Genomic DNA, 16219 nt, shown 5'->3' with positions numbered 1-16219 from the left:
CGGGTCGAGGGGTTATTTGCGGGGGGACGGGTAGGCCAACCTTCCACGGCGGAGTTAGGCTCGGGGGCGTGACTTCCCACTACGATGTCGTCGTTCTCGGCGCTGGTCCCGGCGGATATGTCGCCGCGATTCGTGCCGCTCAACTCGGCCTGCGAACAGCGATTGTCGAGCAGAAATACTGGGGTGGCGTGTGCCTGAACGTGGGCTGCATCCCGTCCAAGGCACTGCTGCGCAACGCCGAACTGGCCCATATCTTCACCAAGGAGGCCAAGACCTTCGGCATCAGCGGGGAGGCGAAGTTCGACTTCGGCGCCGCGTTCGACCGCAGTCGCAAGGTGGCGGACGGCCGCGTCAAGGGCGTCCACTTCCTGATGAAGAAGAACAAGATCGACGAGTTCGACGGTAAGGGCAGCTTCGTCGACGCCAACACCCTGGCGGTCGAGCTGTCCAAGGGCGGCACCGAGACCATCACGTTCGACAATGTGATCATCGCGGCGGGCACCGTCACCAAGCTGCTGCCGGGCACGCAGCTCAGTCAGAACGTCGTCACCTACGAGGAGCAGATCCTGACCCGGGATCTGCCGGGTTCGATCCTCATCGTCGGCGCGGGCGCGATCGGCATGGAGTTCGGGTACGTCCTGAAGAACTACGGCGTCGACGTGCGCATCGTGGAGTTCCTGGATCGCGCGCTGCCGAACGAGGACGCCGATGTCTCCAAGGAGATCACCAAGGCGTACAAGAAGCTCGGCATCACGATCAGCACCGGCGCGGCAGTGCAGTCCATCGATGACGATGGTTCCAAGGTCACGGTCCAGATCAAGGACAACAAGACCGGCAATGTCGAGACGGTCACCGTCGACAAGGTGTTGCAGGCCGTCGGTTTCGCGCCTCGAGTCGAGGGTTACGGCCTGGAGAACACCGGCGTGCAGCTGACCGACCGCGGCGCCATCGCGATCGACGACTACATGCGCACCAATGTGCCGAACATCTTCGCCATCGGTGACGTGACCGCGAAGCTCCAGCTCGCGCACGTCGCGGAGGCGCAGGGTGTGGTGGCCGCCGAGACGATCGCCGGTGCCGACACGGTCACCCTGGGCGATTACCGCATGATGCCGCGTGCCACCTTCTGCCAGCCGCAGGTCGCCAGCTTCGGTCTCACCGAGCAGCAGGCCCGCGACGAAGGCTACGACGTGAAGGTCGCGACCTTCCCGTTCACCGCCAACGGCAAGGCGCACGGCCTGGGCGATCCGACCGGTTTCGTGAAGCTGATCTCCGACAACAAGTACGGCGAACTCATCGGCGGCCACCTGATCGGGCCCGATGTCTCCGAGCTGCTGCCGGAGCTGACCCTGGCCCAGAAGTGGGATCTCACGGTGAACGAGCTCGCCCGCAACGTCCACACCCATCCGACGTTGAGCGAAGCCCTCCAGGAGGCGATCCACGGCCTCGCGGGCCACATGATCAACTTCTGATCCGCATCTCGACGAGACCCGGCGCGAATCCCGATCCGCGCCGGGTCTCGTCGTTTCCGGTCACGCGACACTGTCGCAACGTTCGGCCTCTGCCTGCCGGATGGCCGTGACGAACGCCGCAACGGCTGCCCGGTCCGAGTCCGTGGGCGGCTGGGCTTCAGCGAATAGCGGCGATCCGGTCTGCGTCCTTCTCGGTGTGCGGCTTGTGGCTGGTATACACGATCGGTGCGTCGTAAGTTGCTGATCGGGATGGCTCTCGGGGCGGTGGTCCTGGTGGTGTTGGTGGTCGGCGGGTATTACCTGATGAACTCGCGGACCTATCAGTTGGCCGGGCGGCTGGTGCATCGGGTCGAGACCGATGCGAAGGTGGTGGCGCTGACCCTCGACGACGGGCCGACCGGCCGGACGCCCGAGGTATTGCGAGTGCTTGCGGAGGCGGGGGTTCCGGCGACGTTCTATCTGAACGGCCGGGATCTGGCGGCGAATCCGGCGGCGGGCCGGGCCATCGCGCAGGCCGGGCACGAGATCGGCAATCACACCTACTCGCACCGGCGGATGGTCCTGGTGTCTTCGGGCACGGTGCGCGACGAGGTCGAGCGGACCGACGCCGAGATCACGAAAACCGGTTACCAGGGCCCGATTACGTTCCGCCCACCCTACGGCAAGAAGCTGTGGGGGCTGCCGAAGTATCTGGCCGACCACGATCGCACCACCGTGATGTGGGATGTCGAACCGGATTCCGGCAAGGTCGCCACCGCCGAGCAGATCGTCGCGGAGTCCGTCGACCGGGTGCGGCCGGGGTCGATCATCCTGCTGCACGTCATGTTCGGTGGTGCGTCGCTGGACGCGATACCGCGCATCGTCACCGAATTGCGGTCGCGGGGCTACGAATTCGTCACCGTGTCGAAGCTGCTCAGCTGAGCATGCCGTAGGCGTTGGCGGGGGTGAACCGGGCCAGCACACGACGGTCTTCGACCATGGCCCTTCGGTATTCGTTCCAGTCCGGGTGTTCGCCGGTGGCCTCGCGGTAGTAGGCGACCAGCGCTTCGACGGTGGCGTCGTCCGGGTTCTCGGCGATCGGGGTGAGTTCGACGGTGCCTTCGAGCACGGCGTAGGCGAAGAAATCGTCCCGGGTGACGTGCAGTGCGGCCCACGGGTCGCGGCGCAGATTGTGGTATTTGGCGCGGTCGGCGGTGATGGAGATGCGAATGACCCCGTCGTCGCCGACCAGGTGCAGCACATTGGACAGTTGCGGTCGCCCGTTGCGCCGGATGGTGGTGAGGACGGATCGGCGGGCGGTGCGGGCGAAGTCGACGGCGTCGGAGAGATCCATATCACAGTCAACCGCGGACCGGCCGGATTCAGTCCCGGTGGTAGGCCGCCTGGGCGTCCCGGATGCGCGGCATGTTCAGCTCGAGCACCTGGATCAGGGCTTCGAGATGTTCGGCGACCTGGCCGCCGAGGTCGGTCAGGGTGTATTCGACGCGGGGCGGGATCGCCTGGTGTACCTCGCGGTGCACCAGGCCGTCGCGTTCCAGGCCCTGAAGTGTCTGCGAGAGCATGCGCTCGCTCACGCCCTCGACCCGGCGCCGCAGGGCGCTGAATCGGTACGGCCCGGCACGCAGCGCGACCAGGGCGAGGGTGCCCCACCGGCTGGCGACATTCTGCAGAACCGGGCGTGAGGTGCAGTTCCGGGCGAAGACGTCGGCTTCCAGCGTGGGGTCTTCGGTCTCGGGACGCTGGGTGTTCATGAATGCGATGGTACCGGCCTTGACTAGAGCACTGCTGGAATGAATAGTGCTTACTAATAGTTAGTGCAATCGAATCAGTACCCGAACCGGAGGTAGTCATGACCGTCGCAGTCACCGGAGCCAGTGGTCAGCTGGGCCGTCTCGTCGTGGAGGCATTGCTGGAAGCGGGGTCCACGCCCGTCGTCGCGATCGCGCGCGATGGGAACAAGGTGGCCGATCTCGCCGCGCGGGGCGCCGAGATTCGCGAGGCGTCCTATGACGACCCCGCCGCGCTGGACCGTGCGCTGACCGGTGTCGACCGCGTGCTGCTGATCTCGGGCAACGAGTTCGGCAAGCGAGTCGACCAGCACACCAACGTCATTCGCGCCGCCGAACGGGCGGGTGTGCGCCTGCTCGCCTACACCAGCATTCCGGGTGGTCCGGCGAACCCGCTGATCCTCGCGCAGGAACACGCGGGCACCGAGGCAGTGCTCGCGAAATCCGCTGTCCCGCATGTGCTGCTGCGCAACGGCTGGTATTGGGAGAATTATCTCGGTGGCCTCGCGCACGCCGTGGGCTCCGGTGTTCTGCACGGCGCCGCGGGAACCGGCCGGGTGGCGGCGGCGGCGCGCGCCGACTATGCCGCCGCGGCCGCTCGCGTGCTCACCACGGACGGTCACGCTGGCCGCGTCTACGAGCTCGGCGGCGACGACGCGCTCACCTATGCCGAACTGGCCCAGGTGATCTCGGAGATCTCGGGCAAGCCGGTGCGCTACCAGGATCTGCCGGAATCCGACTACGCCGCCACGCTGACCGGCGCGGGCCTGCCCGCGGCCTACGCTCGGGCGCTGGCCGACGCCGACGCCGGAATCGCCCGGGGTGTACTCGATGTCGACTCCGGCGACCTGCGCAAGCTGCTCGGACGCCCGACTACCCCGGCGGCGGTGGTCATACGCGCCGCGCTCGCGTGAGCGCTCACACCCACTGCACCAGCTGGATGATGATCCCGTTCGGATCGGCCATCTGGAAGTAGCGCTCGCCCCACGGCTCGGTCTCGATCGGGGTGACGATCGAGACGCCCGCGGCGCGCAGGCGTTCGTATTCCGCGTCGATGTTGTCGACGGTGAACGCGACCAGCAGTCCCTCGCCCGCCGCTCCGGCCTTGTCGACGGGCTTGAACGAGGCCAGCCCGACGGCCAGGAAGACCACGGTCATGCCCGCGTCGGGGTGGGCGAGGGAGACGAATCCCTCGGCCGACATCTGCTCGGTGAAGCCGAGCGTGTCGGCCAGGAAGCGCGCCGAGGCGGTCGGGTCGGCGACATTGAGGGAGATGGTGGATGCGGTGATGGTCATGCGGCCTCCTCTAGCTCGGCAAACGATCTCTGTACGAAGTACGCTGTACTTTGTATGGAATTTTTGGAGGGGTTGCACTATGACTCGGGTCACATCGATACGATCTAGGCTTCACCGGAGGAGGCGATGTGGCGGTAAAGGAACGCAGTAGTGCGGGTGATCCCGCGCGCACGCTCGAATTGCTGTGGCGGGTACCGGGAAAGGCCGCGCGCGGGCCGAAACAGCGCAGTAGCGTGGATGCCGTGGTCGCGGCCGCCGTCGAGATCGCCGACGAGGCGGGCCTGGAGGCCGTGACCATGCGCGCGGTCGCGGCGAAACTGGGGCTCACCCCGATGGCGACCTACACCTATGTCCCCGGCAAAGCCGAACTGATCGATCTCATGCTCGACTCGGTCTATCAGCGCATGCCCCGCGCCGACCTGACCGAGCTGACCTGGCGACGGCGGATCACCGCCGTCGCCGAGGCGAACCGCGCGCTGCTGCGCCGGCATCCGTGGGTGGCCTACCTGCCCACCACCCGGCCGCCGCTCGGCCCCGGGATGGCCGCGAAATACGACCACGAACTCCGGGCCTTCGAACGGATCGGGCTGACCGACGTGGAGATGGACGCGACGCTGACCCATCTGCTCGGATTCGTCACCTCGGTCGCACGGGTGGCCATCGATACCGAGCGGGCCGCGGCGGACAGCGCCGACACCGATCACCAGTGGTGGCAACGCGCCGCGCCGCTGCTCGAGCAGGTCTTCGACGCCGAGCGCTATCCGCTGGCCGCACGGGTCGGCGCGGCCGCCGGGCAGACCCACGACGCGGCCTACAGTGCCGAGCACGCTTGGGAATTCGGCCTCGCGCTGGTTCTGGACGGCTTGGAGACGCTGCTGATCGAGCGCTGAGCTCAGAAACCGTCGCGCTGGATGCGCAGCGCGGTGATCGAGGACGCCAGGCCCTCGTACTGATTGGTGAGCAGGACGATCTCGATCAGGCGGCGCTCGTCGTAGTGGGCGGCGAGCGCGGCCCAGGTGCTGTCGTCCAGATCGCGGGTGGCCACGATCTGGTCGACGGCGGCGAGCAGGGCGCGATGCTTGTCCGACCAGCCCGGCGCGGCCGGACCGGTGCGCACCCGCTCCAGGATCTCCGGTGTCACTCCGGCTTTCGCCCCGAGCCGGATGTGATGGTCCATCTCGTATTCGCAGGCGCGCAGGTGCGCCACCCGCAGGATCACCAGCTCGGCTTCGTGGCGTGGCAGCCGCCCGCCCGGCATGAGTTTGCCCGAGTAGTGCAGCCAGCCGCGGAACAGCCCGCCGGTGCGGCCGAGCGTGCTGAACAGGTGCGCGTCGCTGGTGCCCGCCGCCCGGGAAAGGACCTGCCAGACAACCCAATTGATAGGTCCGAGCTCTCGGACCCGACCGGGAGCGATCCGTGGTTCGGTCATCGCGGTGCGCCTCTCGCGTGGGGATCTGCCCGTCTGGGCCAGCGCTGGTGAGCGTACCGGTTCCGGGTTTTCGGTGGTGCGCGACGCGGGGGAGGGGCATGATCGGAGCTGGCGGTAGGGCTCGACAGGGGACAGGCGATGCTGGTGAGAGTCAGGCCGGGAGCACAACTCTCGGCGGCGGAACAAGAGTTCGTCCAGTGCCTGGGCGCCAATCCGAACACCGGGTTCGTCGCCGTCGATGTGCATGTGGGCGTGCACGGCACCCGCCAGATCGACGCGGTGGTACTGACCCCGCGCGGCATCACCGTCGCCGAGATCCGCGGTTTCCGCCGCCGCCAGAGCGGTATTCTCAGCATTTCCGAACGGCCCTGGCAGATCAGTGACGCGACGGTCGATCTCGACGGCGGTGAGACCGATCCGGTCGATCGACTAGAGCAGTGCGTGTACGCGGTGCGCGCGAAACTCGAACGGGCGCTGCAGGATCCCGGCGATGTCTGCGGTGTGGTGGTGCTGGTTCCCGAGCGCGGCGCCATGGTGCGCCCGGCCCGCACGGCGATCCGCCCCGGTGTGGACGTGGTGGTGGCCAATGCCGACGATGCCACCGAGCTTCGTATCTATCTGGAGAGCTTCTCCGCGGGTGCCCGAAACTGGACTGTTGACCGGGTGATTCAGGCGGCGCGAATCCTGGAGTCGAAACCGGAGCCGACCCGCGCCGAACTGGTGGCCGACGGCTTCGACGAGGTGAAGCCGGCACCACTGGTCACCCGCCGCCCGGCCGCCAGACCGGTCCGTCCGCCCCGGGCCCCCGGACCGCGGACCCGGGGCCAGCAGACGGGGGCGTGGAGTGCCCTGGGCGTCGCGGTGGTCGGTCTCCTGGTCCTGTTCGGCGTGGTCGCCGCGACCTTCGTCGACGGCTCCGCCCATCCCGACCCGACCCCCGCCTCCTCGACCTCGGTGACCCCTTCCCCGCCCCCCTTCATTCCACGCGACTGCTACCCGTTCCAGACCGACTGCTGATTCGATTTCGCACGACCCGCTCATTATTACCTGCGTGTTAAATGCTCTGCCATTTTCTGTCAGTGTTCTGCGCGCCATTGTGGAGTAGGGTTTCCTGTGACTGGGGAGTTGATTTCGATAGGGGGTTCCAGCCAATTCCGATGGCGCTGAATTCCGGGCGACAACGGGCGCCGATCCGGTCGATTCCCATTCGAAATTATCGGAGGTATCAATGATTGCAAGAGCTGCTGTGTTCCTGGCTACCGCCGGAATTCTGATCGGGGCCGCGGGTGCGGCGTCCGCGAATCCGCCGGAGTACGACAATGGTAGATGGTGGTTCCCCACCAAGTCGGAGTGTGAATACCGGCGTGGCCTGGTTATCGCGCACGGCTATGTGTTCGGGCCGTGCGAGCCCGATCGTGGCGGCTACGGCTTCCTTGGCCGCACGGATTGATAATTATGCGAAATTGGCCCGAATGCGCCTTTTTCGCTGAACGGTGAAATGGATCGGGTCGGCGTCGAGTAAATGCGCCGACCCGATTCTGTCGTGAATGTAACAGTTGCCTCACGGGTCCCGGCTTCCGGCGCGGGAACCTACGCTCTCGTAGCGTTTCGCCTACGGTTGCGTAGCTCGACAGTGGTACGGCAGTCTTCGTTTTGTACGACGTCAGAACCCCGAATCGGTGGCCGCCGGGGCCACGAGTGAGTCAGGGAGGACCACGGTGGGTCACTACAAGGCGAACGCACGCGATCTCGAGTTCAACCTCTTCGAGGTACTCGAACTGGACAAGCTTCTCGACACCGGCGCCTACGGCGATCTCGACTCCGACACCGTTCGCGAGATCATCGCGGAGGTGAAGCGGCTGGCCGAGGGGCCGATCGCCGAATCCTTCGTCCCCGCCGATCGTGAGCCCGTCACCTTCGACCCGGCCACCTACTCGATCTCCGTACCCGAGCCGCTGCACAAGACCGTCGAAGCCGTGCGTACCGCCGACTGGAGCCGCCTCGGCCTGCCCGAGGGCATGGGCGGCACCGCCGCGCCCGCCGCCGTCGTCTGGGCGATCCAGGAGATGATCACCTGCGCCAACCCCTCGGCGAGCTTCTTCACTATGGGCCCGGTCATGTCGGCGGTGCTGTTCACCGTCGGCACCGAGGAGCAGAAGCATTGGGCCACAGCCGGATACGAGCGCGGCTGGCAGGGCACCATGGTGCTCACCGAGCCCGACGCCGGCTCCGATGTTGGGGCCGGGCGCACCAAGGCCGTCCAGCAGGAGGACGGCACCTGGCATATCGAAGGCGTGAAACGGTTCATCTCCGGCGCCGACGTCGGTGACACGGCCGAGAACGTCTTCCATCTGGTGCTGGCCCGGCCCGAGGGCGCCGGGCCCGGCACCAAGGGGCTGTCGCTGTTCTACGTGCCGAAATTCCTGTTCGACTCCGAGACCTTGGAATTGGGCGACCGCAACGGTGTCTACGTCACCGGCGTCGAACACAAGATGGGCCTGAAGTCCTCGCCGACCTGCGAGCTCACCTTCGGTGGCGCGGTACCGGCCAAGGGCTGGCTGGTCGGCGAGGTGCACAACGGGATCGCGCAGATGTTCCAGGTGATCGAGAACGCGCGCATGGTGGTCGGCATCAAATCCACCGGAACGCTGTCCACGGGCTATCTGAATGCCTTGGAGTACGCCAAGACTCGGGTGCAGGGTGCCGATCTCACCCAGATGGCCGACAAGGCCGCGCCCCGCGTCACCATCACCCACCACCCGGACGTGCGCCGTTCGCTGGCGTTGCAGAAGGCCTACGCCGAGGGTCTGCGCGCGATCTACCTCTACACCGCCGCGCACCAGAACGCCGATGTGGCGCAACTCGTCTCGGGCGCGGATGCCGATCTGGCACACCGCGTGGACGATCTGCTGCTGCCGATCGTCAAGGGCGTCGGTTCCGAGCGGGCCTACCAGTACCTGACCGAATCGCTGCAGACCTTCGGTGGCTCCGGCTATCTCCAGGACTATCCGATCGAGCAGTACATCCGCGATGCCAAGATCGACTCGCTGTACGAGGGCACCACCGCCATCCAGGCGCAGGACTTCTTCTTCCGCAAGATCATTCGCGACAAGGGCGCCGCCCTGGCGCACCTCAACGGCCGGATCACCGCCTTCCTGGACGCCAGGACCGGCCGCTTCGACACCGAACGCGGTCTGCTCGCCACCGCACAGGCCGATGTGTCCGCCATGGCCGCCACGCTCACCGGCCACGTGATGGCCGCCCAGCAGGACCCGGCCGAGCTCTACAAGGTCGGCCTCGGCTCCGTCCGCTTCCTGCTCGCGGTCGGCGACCTGCTCATCGCCTGGCGCCTGCTGGTCCAGGCCGAAATCGCCGCCACCGCCCTCGCCGCCGGCGCCTCCGACAAGGACATCCCGTTCTACCAGGGCAAAGTCGCGGTCGCGTCCTTCTTCGCCAAGAACATCCTCCCCGAACTGACCGCCACCAGCGCCATCCTCGCCACCCTCGACAACGACATCATGGCCCTCCCGGAGGCGGCTTTCTAACGGTCGGGGGTGGGCCAGGCGCGGGTGCCGAGGCGGGACTGGACGCGTTCGACATCGGACTCGGACGGCATCTCGTTGGTGATCTTGGTGATCATGACCTGAATGTCGGTCTTATCGGCGGGCAGGTCACCCGCGGTGCTCAGTTCGGTGGCGACGAGGCGGACCTCGTCGTCGGAGAGGCGACGGCGGAGCAGGGCCAGCAGCGGGATGTAGTCGGATTCCGGGACGCCGTCGGGGTAGCCGGCGCGCAGCCAGTCGATGATGGCGTGCAGGAACGGCGGCATGTCAGTCCGACTCGGTGAGCGGGGTGGCCAGTGGCCAGCCGCCCGCGGCGAGATGGGAGGCGACCCGGGCGACATCCTGCGGATCGGGCTGTTCCAGCGCCACCCGGGAGATCGCGGTCTCGATATCGGCGTGACTGATCTCGGACTCCGGATTGCGGTCGGCCACCAGCTCTTCGGCGATCGCGGCGACCTCGAAATCGGTCAGGTGGCGGTGCAGCACCGCGAACAGGGCGACATAGTCGGACTGCGGAACGCCCTGTGGATAACCGGCGCGCAGCCAGCCGACAACGCGAGCGAGCAGTTTCTGGCGCGGGGTCTGCTGATGATCGGTCATGGTTCGCCCTTCAGCCCTGTCCGAAGACGTGAATGCCGAACTTGGCCGCGAGGAAGGCTTTCGCGGTGTAGAGAATCCCGGCGACGATCGCGGCGAGCACCACCGCGAAACAGGCCCAGGCGCCGGCCAGCGCCGGATACCTGCGTCCGGTCGTATCGCCGGTAGCGGCCGAGGACCACAGCCGCACCCCGAACGCGAAGACGATCGGCAGCCCCGCGCCCAGGATCAGCGCCGCCACCGTCACATCCCACAGCGCTTTCAGATTGGTGGTGAGCGTGTGCATGCCTACTCCTTCCCCGAAGACCTGCCCGAGGGCAGTTCGGAGGACGTGATCACCTTGGTCTCCACCTCGGCGACCGTGACCGGCTCGGTCGCGCTCGGCCACTCGTTGACATTGGTCGTATCGACCGGATTGCGCCGCGACCGCAGCCACATCAGCACCGACAGCGCGATCAGGATCGCGAACACCACCAGCACACCGGCCAGCCCGCCAACAAGATGCGCGATGGCCCAGCAGATCGCGCCCGCCACGCCGGCCAGCGGCAGGGTCAGCAGCCAGGCCACCACCATCCGGCCCATCACACCCCAGCGCACCTCGGCGCCCTTGCCGAGCCCGCTACCCAGGATGGACCCGGTGGCGGTCTGCGTGGTGGACAGCGGCAGACCGAAGTGCGCCGAGGTGAGAATGATCGCGGCCGAAGCGGATTCGGCGGCCAGGCCCTGCGGTGAGTCGATCTCGACCAGTCCCTTGCCGAGGGTGCGGATGATCCGCCACCCACCGAGATAGGTGCCCGCGGCGATGGCCACGGCACAGGCGGCCATCACCCACAGCGGCATCTCGGCGTCCTTGGTCAGGGTGCCGTGCGCGACCAGCGCCAGGAAGATGACGCCCATCGTCTTCTGCGCGTCGTTGGTGCCGTGCGCCAGCGAGACCAGCGAGGCCGAACCGATCTGCCCCCAGCGGAACCCGGTGGTGACCCGTTCCTGGTCGGCGCCGCGGGTGATCCGGTAGACCGCGCGGGTGCCGATGGCCGAGACCAGCGCGGCCACGATCGGCGCCAGCACCGCGGGCAGCACGATCTTGGTGAGCACGCCCTGCGAGGCGCCGGACCAGATGACTCCGCCCCAGCCGAGCGAGGCGATGGTGGCGCCGATCAACCCGCCGAACAGCGCGTGCGACGAGCTGGACGGCAGCCCGAACAACCAGGTGAGCAGGTTCCACAGAATGCCGCCGACCAAGCCCGCGAACACGATCCGCAGGAGGTCCTGTCCATGTACGGCGTCGAGCTGGACGATCCCCTTGGCCACCGTCGCGGCGACCGCGACCGACAGGAACGCGCCGATCAGGTTCAGCACCGCCGACACCGCGACCGCGATCCGCGGGCGCAGCGCCCCGGTGGCGATGGAGGTGGCCATCGCGTTGGCCGTGTCGTGGAAGCCATTGGTGAAATCGAAAGCGAGTGCCGTGACGATGACGATCACGAGAACCAGTAATTCGGCGGTCACGTGTTCAGTGTCCCGTACGGGCTGTCCGAATTGCCACGCGGTTGCCGCATGTCGGGTCCGGATCGGTCTGCGCTACGGTGGACGGCCACACGTTCAACGCCATGATTTCGCACAGTCGTTCGGGCCGTTCCCCGCGAGCATCCGATCGATCCAGGCATTGGCCTCCGGGATCGCCAACGCTCCGGCGACGATGTGCTCACCCGGATAGACATCGAATTGCACCTGGACCCCGTGCGCGCACCAGTCGTCGTAGAGGCGCTGGGCGCCTTCGAGCGGAATCCACAGCTCGTGCGTTCCGTGATAGAGGTACACCGGCACCCGGGGCGCGGTCGCGCCCATCCGATTGTCGGCCAGCATCCGCTGGACCACCGGATCGGCGAGCGGGTCGGGCGCATCGGTCAGCAGCTCCGCGGGCACCGGCATGACCGCGCCGAGCGCGGCCTCCCCGGGGAAGCACAGGTTCTTGAAGTTCTGCGCCAGCCGCCATCCGTTGTCGTTGAACATCCACATCATGTCCGGGTACTCGCGGGCCACCCCGAGGGCGGCGGCGAGGAACACACCGGCGGCGGCATTGCGGCCGTTCATGGTGTGCAGCAGGAGTTCGAAGTCGGCTGGGACACCGCCGAATACGGCGCCGACGAGCTCGAGTTCCGGTGCGTAGTCCGGGGCCAGCTGCGCCGCCCAGCCGGAGGCGATGGCCCCACCGGAATAGCCGGTGACCACGGCGGGGGAATCGGGCCGCAGGCCCAGCTCCGGGTGGCCGACCGCGCCGCGCAGCGAATCGAGTACCGCGTGTCCCGCCATTCGCCCGGCGGCGTAGGCCTGTCTCGGGCCCTGATGATCGGTCACCAGCACGGCGTAATTCTTGGCCAGGGGAATCTGGGCCGCCATCAGGTCCGCGGAGGGACCGCTGCGGAGCTGATAGGACGGTGCGCAGGTGTGGCCGAGCGAGTCGATCGCGACATTGAACGCGACCACCGGCCGCGGGCCCGGCCCGGGCCACGGCGCCTGCGGTACCAGCAGCGTGGCGACGACCGCGACCGGTCTGTCCTTGCTGTCGGTGGAACGGATCAGCAGTTCGGTGGAGGTCACCGGGGTCAGCGTGAGGCCGATCCCGCCGACTCTGCTCGCGAGCACGGTGCCCGGCGCGGTGTCCTCGAATCCGGGCGGCGGCTGATAGAACGAATCGCCCAGCGGTGTCGGCATCGCTGTCGCCGGATCCCGGACCACGGGTCTGGTCAGCAGATCCTCCAGCGGCACCGCCTCGGCGCCCGCACCGCCGCCGACACACAGCACGACCACCACCACAGCGGCGCTACGGGCCGCCTTCCGCCACCACATCCGCACTACCGAGACACCCCGTTCCGAACGCGTACCGGACTCGATCGGCGACCAGTCTGGCGCATCGACCACGCCTTTCCGCGGAAGCGCACCGAAAGGTAGGCACACCCCTCAGGGCAAAAGCGCGCGCACCGTATCGATGGTGTCGGCGTCGGCGGGGCGTTTGTCGGGGCGGTAGCGCACCACTCGGGCGAAGCGCAGGGCTACGCCGCCGGGGTAGCGGGGGCTCACCTGGACGCCGTCCAGGGCGATCTCCACGACCAGCTCCGGCCAGAGGTAGACGGTGTGCTCGTCGCGGGTGCGTTCGTGGCGCGGGAATTCGGCGGTCTGCCAGCCGAGTAGGGCGTCGGTCAGGCCCTTGAAGGTCTTGCCGACCATGACCGGTTCGCCGGTGCTCGGGTCGCGGGCGCCCAGGTGCAGATTCGACAGGTAGCCGGTGCGGCGGCCGTAGCCCCATTCGGCGCCCAGCACGATCAGATCGAGAGTGTGGGTCGGTTTGATCTTCTGCCAGGCGCGCCCGCGACGGCCCGCCGCGTACGGCGCGCTCAGCGATTTGATCATGACGCCCTCGTGACCGGAGGCCAGGACACCGTCGAAGTACTCGGCGGCCGCCTCGGCATCGGGGCGGATCAGCGCCGGGATGCTGTATTCGGAGGCCACGCTGGTGAGCGCGGCGCGCCGCCGGGCCAGCGGTGCGTCGAGCAGGTCGGTGCCGTCGAGGTGCAGACAGTCGAAGAAGTACGGGTGCAGGAGCACCTCTTCGGTCGATGTCGCCGCGGCCGGTTCGGGCGCGGGCGGCGGCGTGGCCACCACCGAGGTGGCGAAGCGGCTCATTGTCTCCTGGAACGGTCGCGGCCGGCCGGAATCGGTGAGCGCCAAGGTCTCGCCGTCGAGGACGACACTGGTGCAATCCAGCTTGCGGACCAGGGCCACCAGTTCGGGTACCCGGTCGGTGATATCGCGCAGGGTGCGGGTGAATACCCAGACCCGCTCGTCCTGGCGATGCACCTGGATCCGCGCGCCGTCCATCTTGTGCTCGACCGACACCTCGCCCTCGAATTCGGTGAGTACCTCGTCCAGCGAGGCGCCCGGCGCGGCCAGCATCGGCTGGATCGGGCGGCCCACCTCCAGCCGGAATTCGCGCAGGGCGTCGGCGCCGCCCGCGAGCGCGGCGGCAGCGGTGACCGGCAGCTGCCCGGACAGCATGTGCGCGCGGCGCACCAGCTCGACCGGGACGTCGGCGGCCGCCGCGACCGCCTCGGCCACGATGGCGGCCAGCGCGCCCTGGCGGATCTCCCCGGCGAGCAGGCGGAGCAGGAACCCCTGCTCCTCGGCGGTGGCCGAGCTCCACAGGGCCGTCAGCAGCTCGCGGCGCCGGTTGGCCGAGCCGCTGCCGGAGACACCGGCCAGCTCGCTGAAGGCCGCGTCGACCGCTGAAACAGTAAGCGCGGCAACGGGTGCCGGGCTGTTGTCGAGCGCGGTGAGCGTGCGCCAGCCGGTGCCGATGCGGCCCTGCCGCAGCTCACCGGACAACCATGCCACCACCGGCGCCAGCTCGGTCACCGCGGCGGCGGCCAGCAGCGTGGACAGGGTGGTGATTTTCGTTTTCCGGGACCGGGTGGCGCGAACGGTCTCCGAAGCCTGGACGACATCCGAGAACAGCACGCAACGACGGTAGCGCGACCCTCGGACATATCCGGTTCGGCTCCACTGTTAATTCCGGATTGGCAGCGGTGCGAAACGGCGCCTAAACTGGACATATGGCCAAGACTTACGTCGGGGCGCGCCTGCGACAGCTGCGCACCGAGCGGGGACTGAGCCAGGTCTCACTCGCCACCAAGCTGGAGATCTCGGCGAGTTACCTCAACCAGATCGAGCACGACGTGCGCCCGCTGACCGTGCCGGTGCTGCTCAAGATCAGCGAAGTGTTCGGCGTCGACGCCACCTTCTTCTCCTCCCAGGACGACACCCGGCTGATCGCCGAGCTCCAGGAGGTCGTGATGGACGCCGAACTCGGCATCGAGGCCGACACCCAGGAGATCGCCGATATGGTCTCCGCGCACCCGAGCATGGCGCGCGCCCTGGTGAACATGCACAACCGGTATCGCAACACCAGCGCCCAGCTGGCCGCCGCTACCGAGGACCGCTTCGCCGACGGCTCCGGAACCGCCGCGATCAGCAAACCGCACGAGGAAGTCCGCGACTTCTTCTACCAGCGGCAGAACTACATCCACGAATTAGACACGGCCGCAGAGAAACTCACCGATCGCATCCGTTTCCACGGCGGCGACGTGAACCGCGAGATCGCCCGGCTGCTGCGCGATCACGGCGTGCGGATCGTGGAGCGGATCGATCTCGGCGAGGGCGTGCTGCACCGCTACGACCCGCACGCCCAGGTGCTCGAGATCGCGCCGCACCTGTCCGGCGGCCAGCGCACCTTCAAACTCGCCGCCGAGCTCGCCTATTTCGAATGCGGCGCGCTGCTCGAAAAGCTGGTCGAGGAGGGCAATTTCGCGACCGAGGACTCCCGTAAACTGGCCATGCTCGGACTGGCCAACTACTTCGCGGCCGCGACCGTGCTGCCCTATACGCATTTCCACGAGGTCGCCGAGGACTTCCGCTACGACATCGAACGGCTCTCGGCCTTCTTCACCCAGAGTTACGAGACCATCTGCCACCGGCTTTCGACCTTGCAGAGACCGAAGCTGCGCGGTGTCCCGTTCTCCTTCGTCCGGGTGGACAGAGCGGGCAATATGTCGAAACGCCAGTCCGCCACCGGTTTCCACTTCTCCTCCAGCGGCGGTACCTGCCCGCTGTGGAACGTCTACGAGACCTTCGCCTATCCCGGCAAGATCATGACCCAGATCGCGCAGATGCCCGACGGCCGCAAATATCTCTGGGTCGCGCGCACCGTCGAACGGCGCGCCACCCGCTACGGGCAGCCCGGCAAGACCTTCGCCATCGGCCTGGGCTGCGAACTGCGCCACGCCGGTCGCGTCGTCTATGCCGATGGCATCGACCTCGACGAGGCCGCGCCCACCCTGATCGGTGCGGGCTGCCGCGTCTGTGAGCGCACCAACTGTCCGCAGCGCGCCTTCCCGCCGCTGGGCAAGGTGCTCGACATCTCCGAACATCGCAGTTCGGTGTCGCCGTACGTCCTCAAGTAGACGCGATCGTCGGAAGTCTCGGGTAGCGAGTAGGCCGTTTCAGCACGATGGCCGAGCT

At 67.5% G+C, this 16219-nt stretch carries 17 protein-coding genes; 7 read left to right on the top strand and 10 right to left on the bottom strand.

Annotation, left to right across the window (positions count from 1 at the left end):
* Positions 1–68 precede the first annotated feature (68 nt).
* Both lpdA and ACFVMC_RS24275 read left to right on the top strand, forming a co-directional pair.
* A complete protein-coding gene (gene lpdA / locus ACFVMC_RS24280; RefSeq protein ID WP_379213762.1) occupies positions 69–1472 on the top strand; it encodes a dihydrolipoyl dehydrogenase in 1404 nt (467 codons plus the stop codon).
* 225 nt (positions 1473–1697) lie between these two features.
* The gene (locus ACFVMC_RS24275; protein WP_379213760.1) at positions 1698–2393 is read left to right on the top strand and encodes a polysaccharide deacetylase family protein; all 696 of its coding nucleotides are present in this window, start codon (positions 1698–1700) and stop codon (positions 2391–2393) included.
* Here the strand turns inward: ACFVMC_RS24275 and ACFVMC_RS24270 are convergent.
* Complete coding sequence (locus ACFVMC_RS24270) at positions 2386–2805, bottom strand: PPOX class F420-dependent oxidoreductase (protein WP_379213758.1); 420 nt, start codon at positions 2803–2805, stop codon at positions 2386–2388. The genes ACFVMC_RS24275 and ACFVMC_RS24270 overlap by 8 nt on opposite strands.
* A 28-nt stretch (positions 2806–2833) precedes the next feature.
* Entirely contained in the window at positions 2834–3223 is a 390-nt protein-coding gene (locus tag ACFVMC_RS24265) for a winged helix-turn-helix transcriptional regulator (protein ID WP_379213756.1), read from the bottom strand.
* Positions 3224–3321: 98 nt separating this feature from the next.
* On the opposite strand from ACFVMC_RS24265, the gene ACFVMC_RS24260 reads away from it, so the two are divergent.
* Positions 3322–4173 (top strand): SDR family oxidoreductase, encoded by an 852-nt coding sequence (locus tag ACFVMC_RS24260; RefSeq protein WP_379213754.1) that lies wholly within the window; start codon positions 3322–3324, stop codon positions 4171–4173.
* 4 nt (positions 4174–4177) lie between these two features.
* On the opposite strand, the gene ACFVMC_RS24255 is transcribed toward ACFVMC_RS24260, so the two are convergent.
* Positions 4178–4555 (bottom strand): VOC family protein, encoded by a 378-nt coding sequence (locus tag ACFVMC_RS24255; protein ID WP_379213753.1) that lies wholly within the window; start codon positions 4553–4555, stop codon positions 4178–4180.
* Between the two features lie 128 nt (positions 4556–4683).
* Between ACFVMC_RS24255 and ACFVMC_RS24250 the strand changes: the two genes are divergently transcribed.
* Positions 4684–5445: a TetR/AcrR family transcriptional regulator gene (locus ACFVMC_RS24250; protein ID WP_379213751.1), complete on the top strand. Its 762-nt coding sequence runs from the start codon at positions 4684–4686 to the stop codon at positions 5443–5445.
* Between the two features lie 2 nt (positions 5446–5447).
* Here ACFVMC_RS24250 and ACFVMC_RS24245 read toward each other — a convergent pair whose 3' ends face one another.
* Entirely contained in the window at positions 5448–5984 is a 537-nt protein-coding gene (locus tag ACFVMC_RS24245) for a carboxymuconolactone decarboxylase family protein (RefSeq protein ID WP_379213749.1), read from the bottom strand.
* A 138-nt stretch (positions 5985–6122) separates the two neighbouring features.
* On the opposite strand from ACFVMC_RS24245, the gene ACFVMC_RS24240 reads away from it, so the two are divergent.
* Together ACFVMC_RS24240 and ACFVMC_RS24235 are read left to right on the top strand one after the other, a co-directional pair.
* Positions 6123–7001, top strand: coding sequence for a nuclease-related domain-containing protein (locus ACFVMC_RS24240; RefSeq protein ID WP_379213747.1), 879 nt, complete (start codon positions 6123–6125; stop codon positions 6999–7001).
* Positions 7002–7702: 701 nt separating this feature from the next.
* Complete coding sequence (locus tag ACFVMC_RS24235) at positions 7703–9529, top strand: acyl-CoA dehydrogenase (protein WP_379213745.1); 1827 nt, start codon at positions 7703–7705, stop codon at positions 9527–9529.
* Here ACFVMC_RS24235 and ACFVMC_RS24230 read toward each other — a convergent pair.
* From ACFVMC_RS24230 to ACFVMC_RS24205, 6 genes are all read right to left on the bottom strand, one after another.
* A complete protein-coding gene (locus ACFVMC_RS24230; RefSeq protein WP_379213743.1) occupies positions 9526–9813 on the bottom strand; it encodes a DUF3349 domain-containing protein in 288 nt (95 codons plus the stop codon). The two genes, ACFVMC_RS24235 and ACFVMC_RS24230, sit on opposite strands and share 4 nt — an antisense overlap.
* 1 nt (position 9814) lies before the next feature.
* Positions 9815–10147 carry a DUF3349 domain-containing protein gene (locus tag ACFVMC_RS24225; RefSeq protein ID WP_379213741.1) on the bottom strand — a complete coding sequence of 111 codons (333 nt, stop codon included), beginning with the start codon at positions 10145–10147 and terminating at the stop codon, positions 9815–9817.
* Positions 10148–10157: 10 nt separating this feature from the next.
* Positions 10158–10430: a hypothetical protein gene (locus ACFVMC_RS24220; protein ID WP_379213739.1), complete on the bottom strand. Its 273-nt coding sequence runs from the start codon at positions 10428–10430 to the stop codon at positions 10158–10160.
* Positions 10431–10432: 2 nt separating this feature from the next.
* Entirely contained in the window at positions 10433–11653 is a 1221-nt protein-coding gene (locus tag ACFVMC_RS24215; RefSeq protein WP_379213737.1) for an anion permease, read from the bottom strand.
* Between the two features lie 93 nt (positions 11654–11746).
* Positions 11747–12994, bottom strand: a complete 1248-nt coding sequence (locus tag ACFVMC_RS24210; RefSeq protein WP_379213735.1) for a lipase family protein — start codon at positions 12992–12994, stop codon at positions 11747–11749.
* A gap of 111 nt (positions 12995–13105) precedes the next feature.
* On the bottom strand, positions 13106–14659 hold the full coding sequence (locus tag ACFVMC_RS24205) for an ATP-dependent DNA ligase (RefSeq protein ID WP_379213734.1): 1554 nt from the start codon (positions 14657–14659) through the stop codon (positions 13106–13108).
* Between the two features lie 95 nt (positions 14660–14754).
* Here ACFVMC_RS24205 and ramB point away from each other — a divergent pair, with 95 nt between their 5' ends.
* Positions 14755–16161 carry an acetate metabolism transcriptional regulator RamB gene (ramB, locus tag ACFVMC_RS24200; RefSeq protein ID WP_379213732.1) on the top strand — a complete coding sequence of 469 codons (1407 nt, stop codon included), beginning with the start codon at positions 14755–14757 and terminating at the stop codon, positions 16159–16161.
* The last annotated feature ends 58 nt before the right edge of the window (positions 16162–16219 follow it).

It is taken from the genome of Nocardia sp. NPDC127579 (genome assembly GCF_042672005.1).
Classification (GTDB): domain Bacteria; phylum Actinomycetota; class Actinomycetes; order Mycobacteriales; family Mycobacteriaceae; genus Nocardia.
This window is presented reverse-complemented; position numbering and strand designations above follow the sequence as displayed.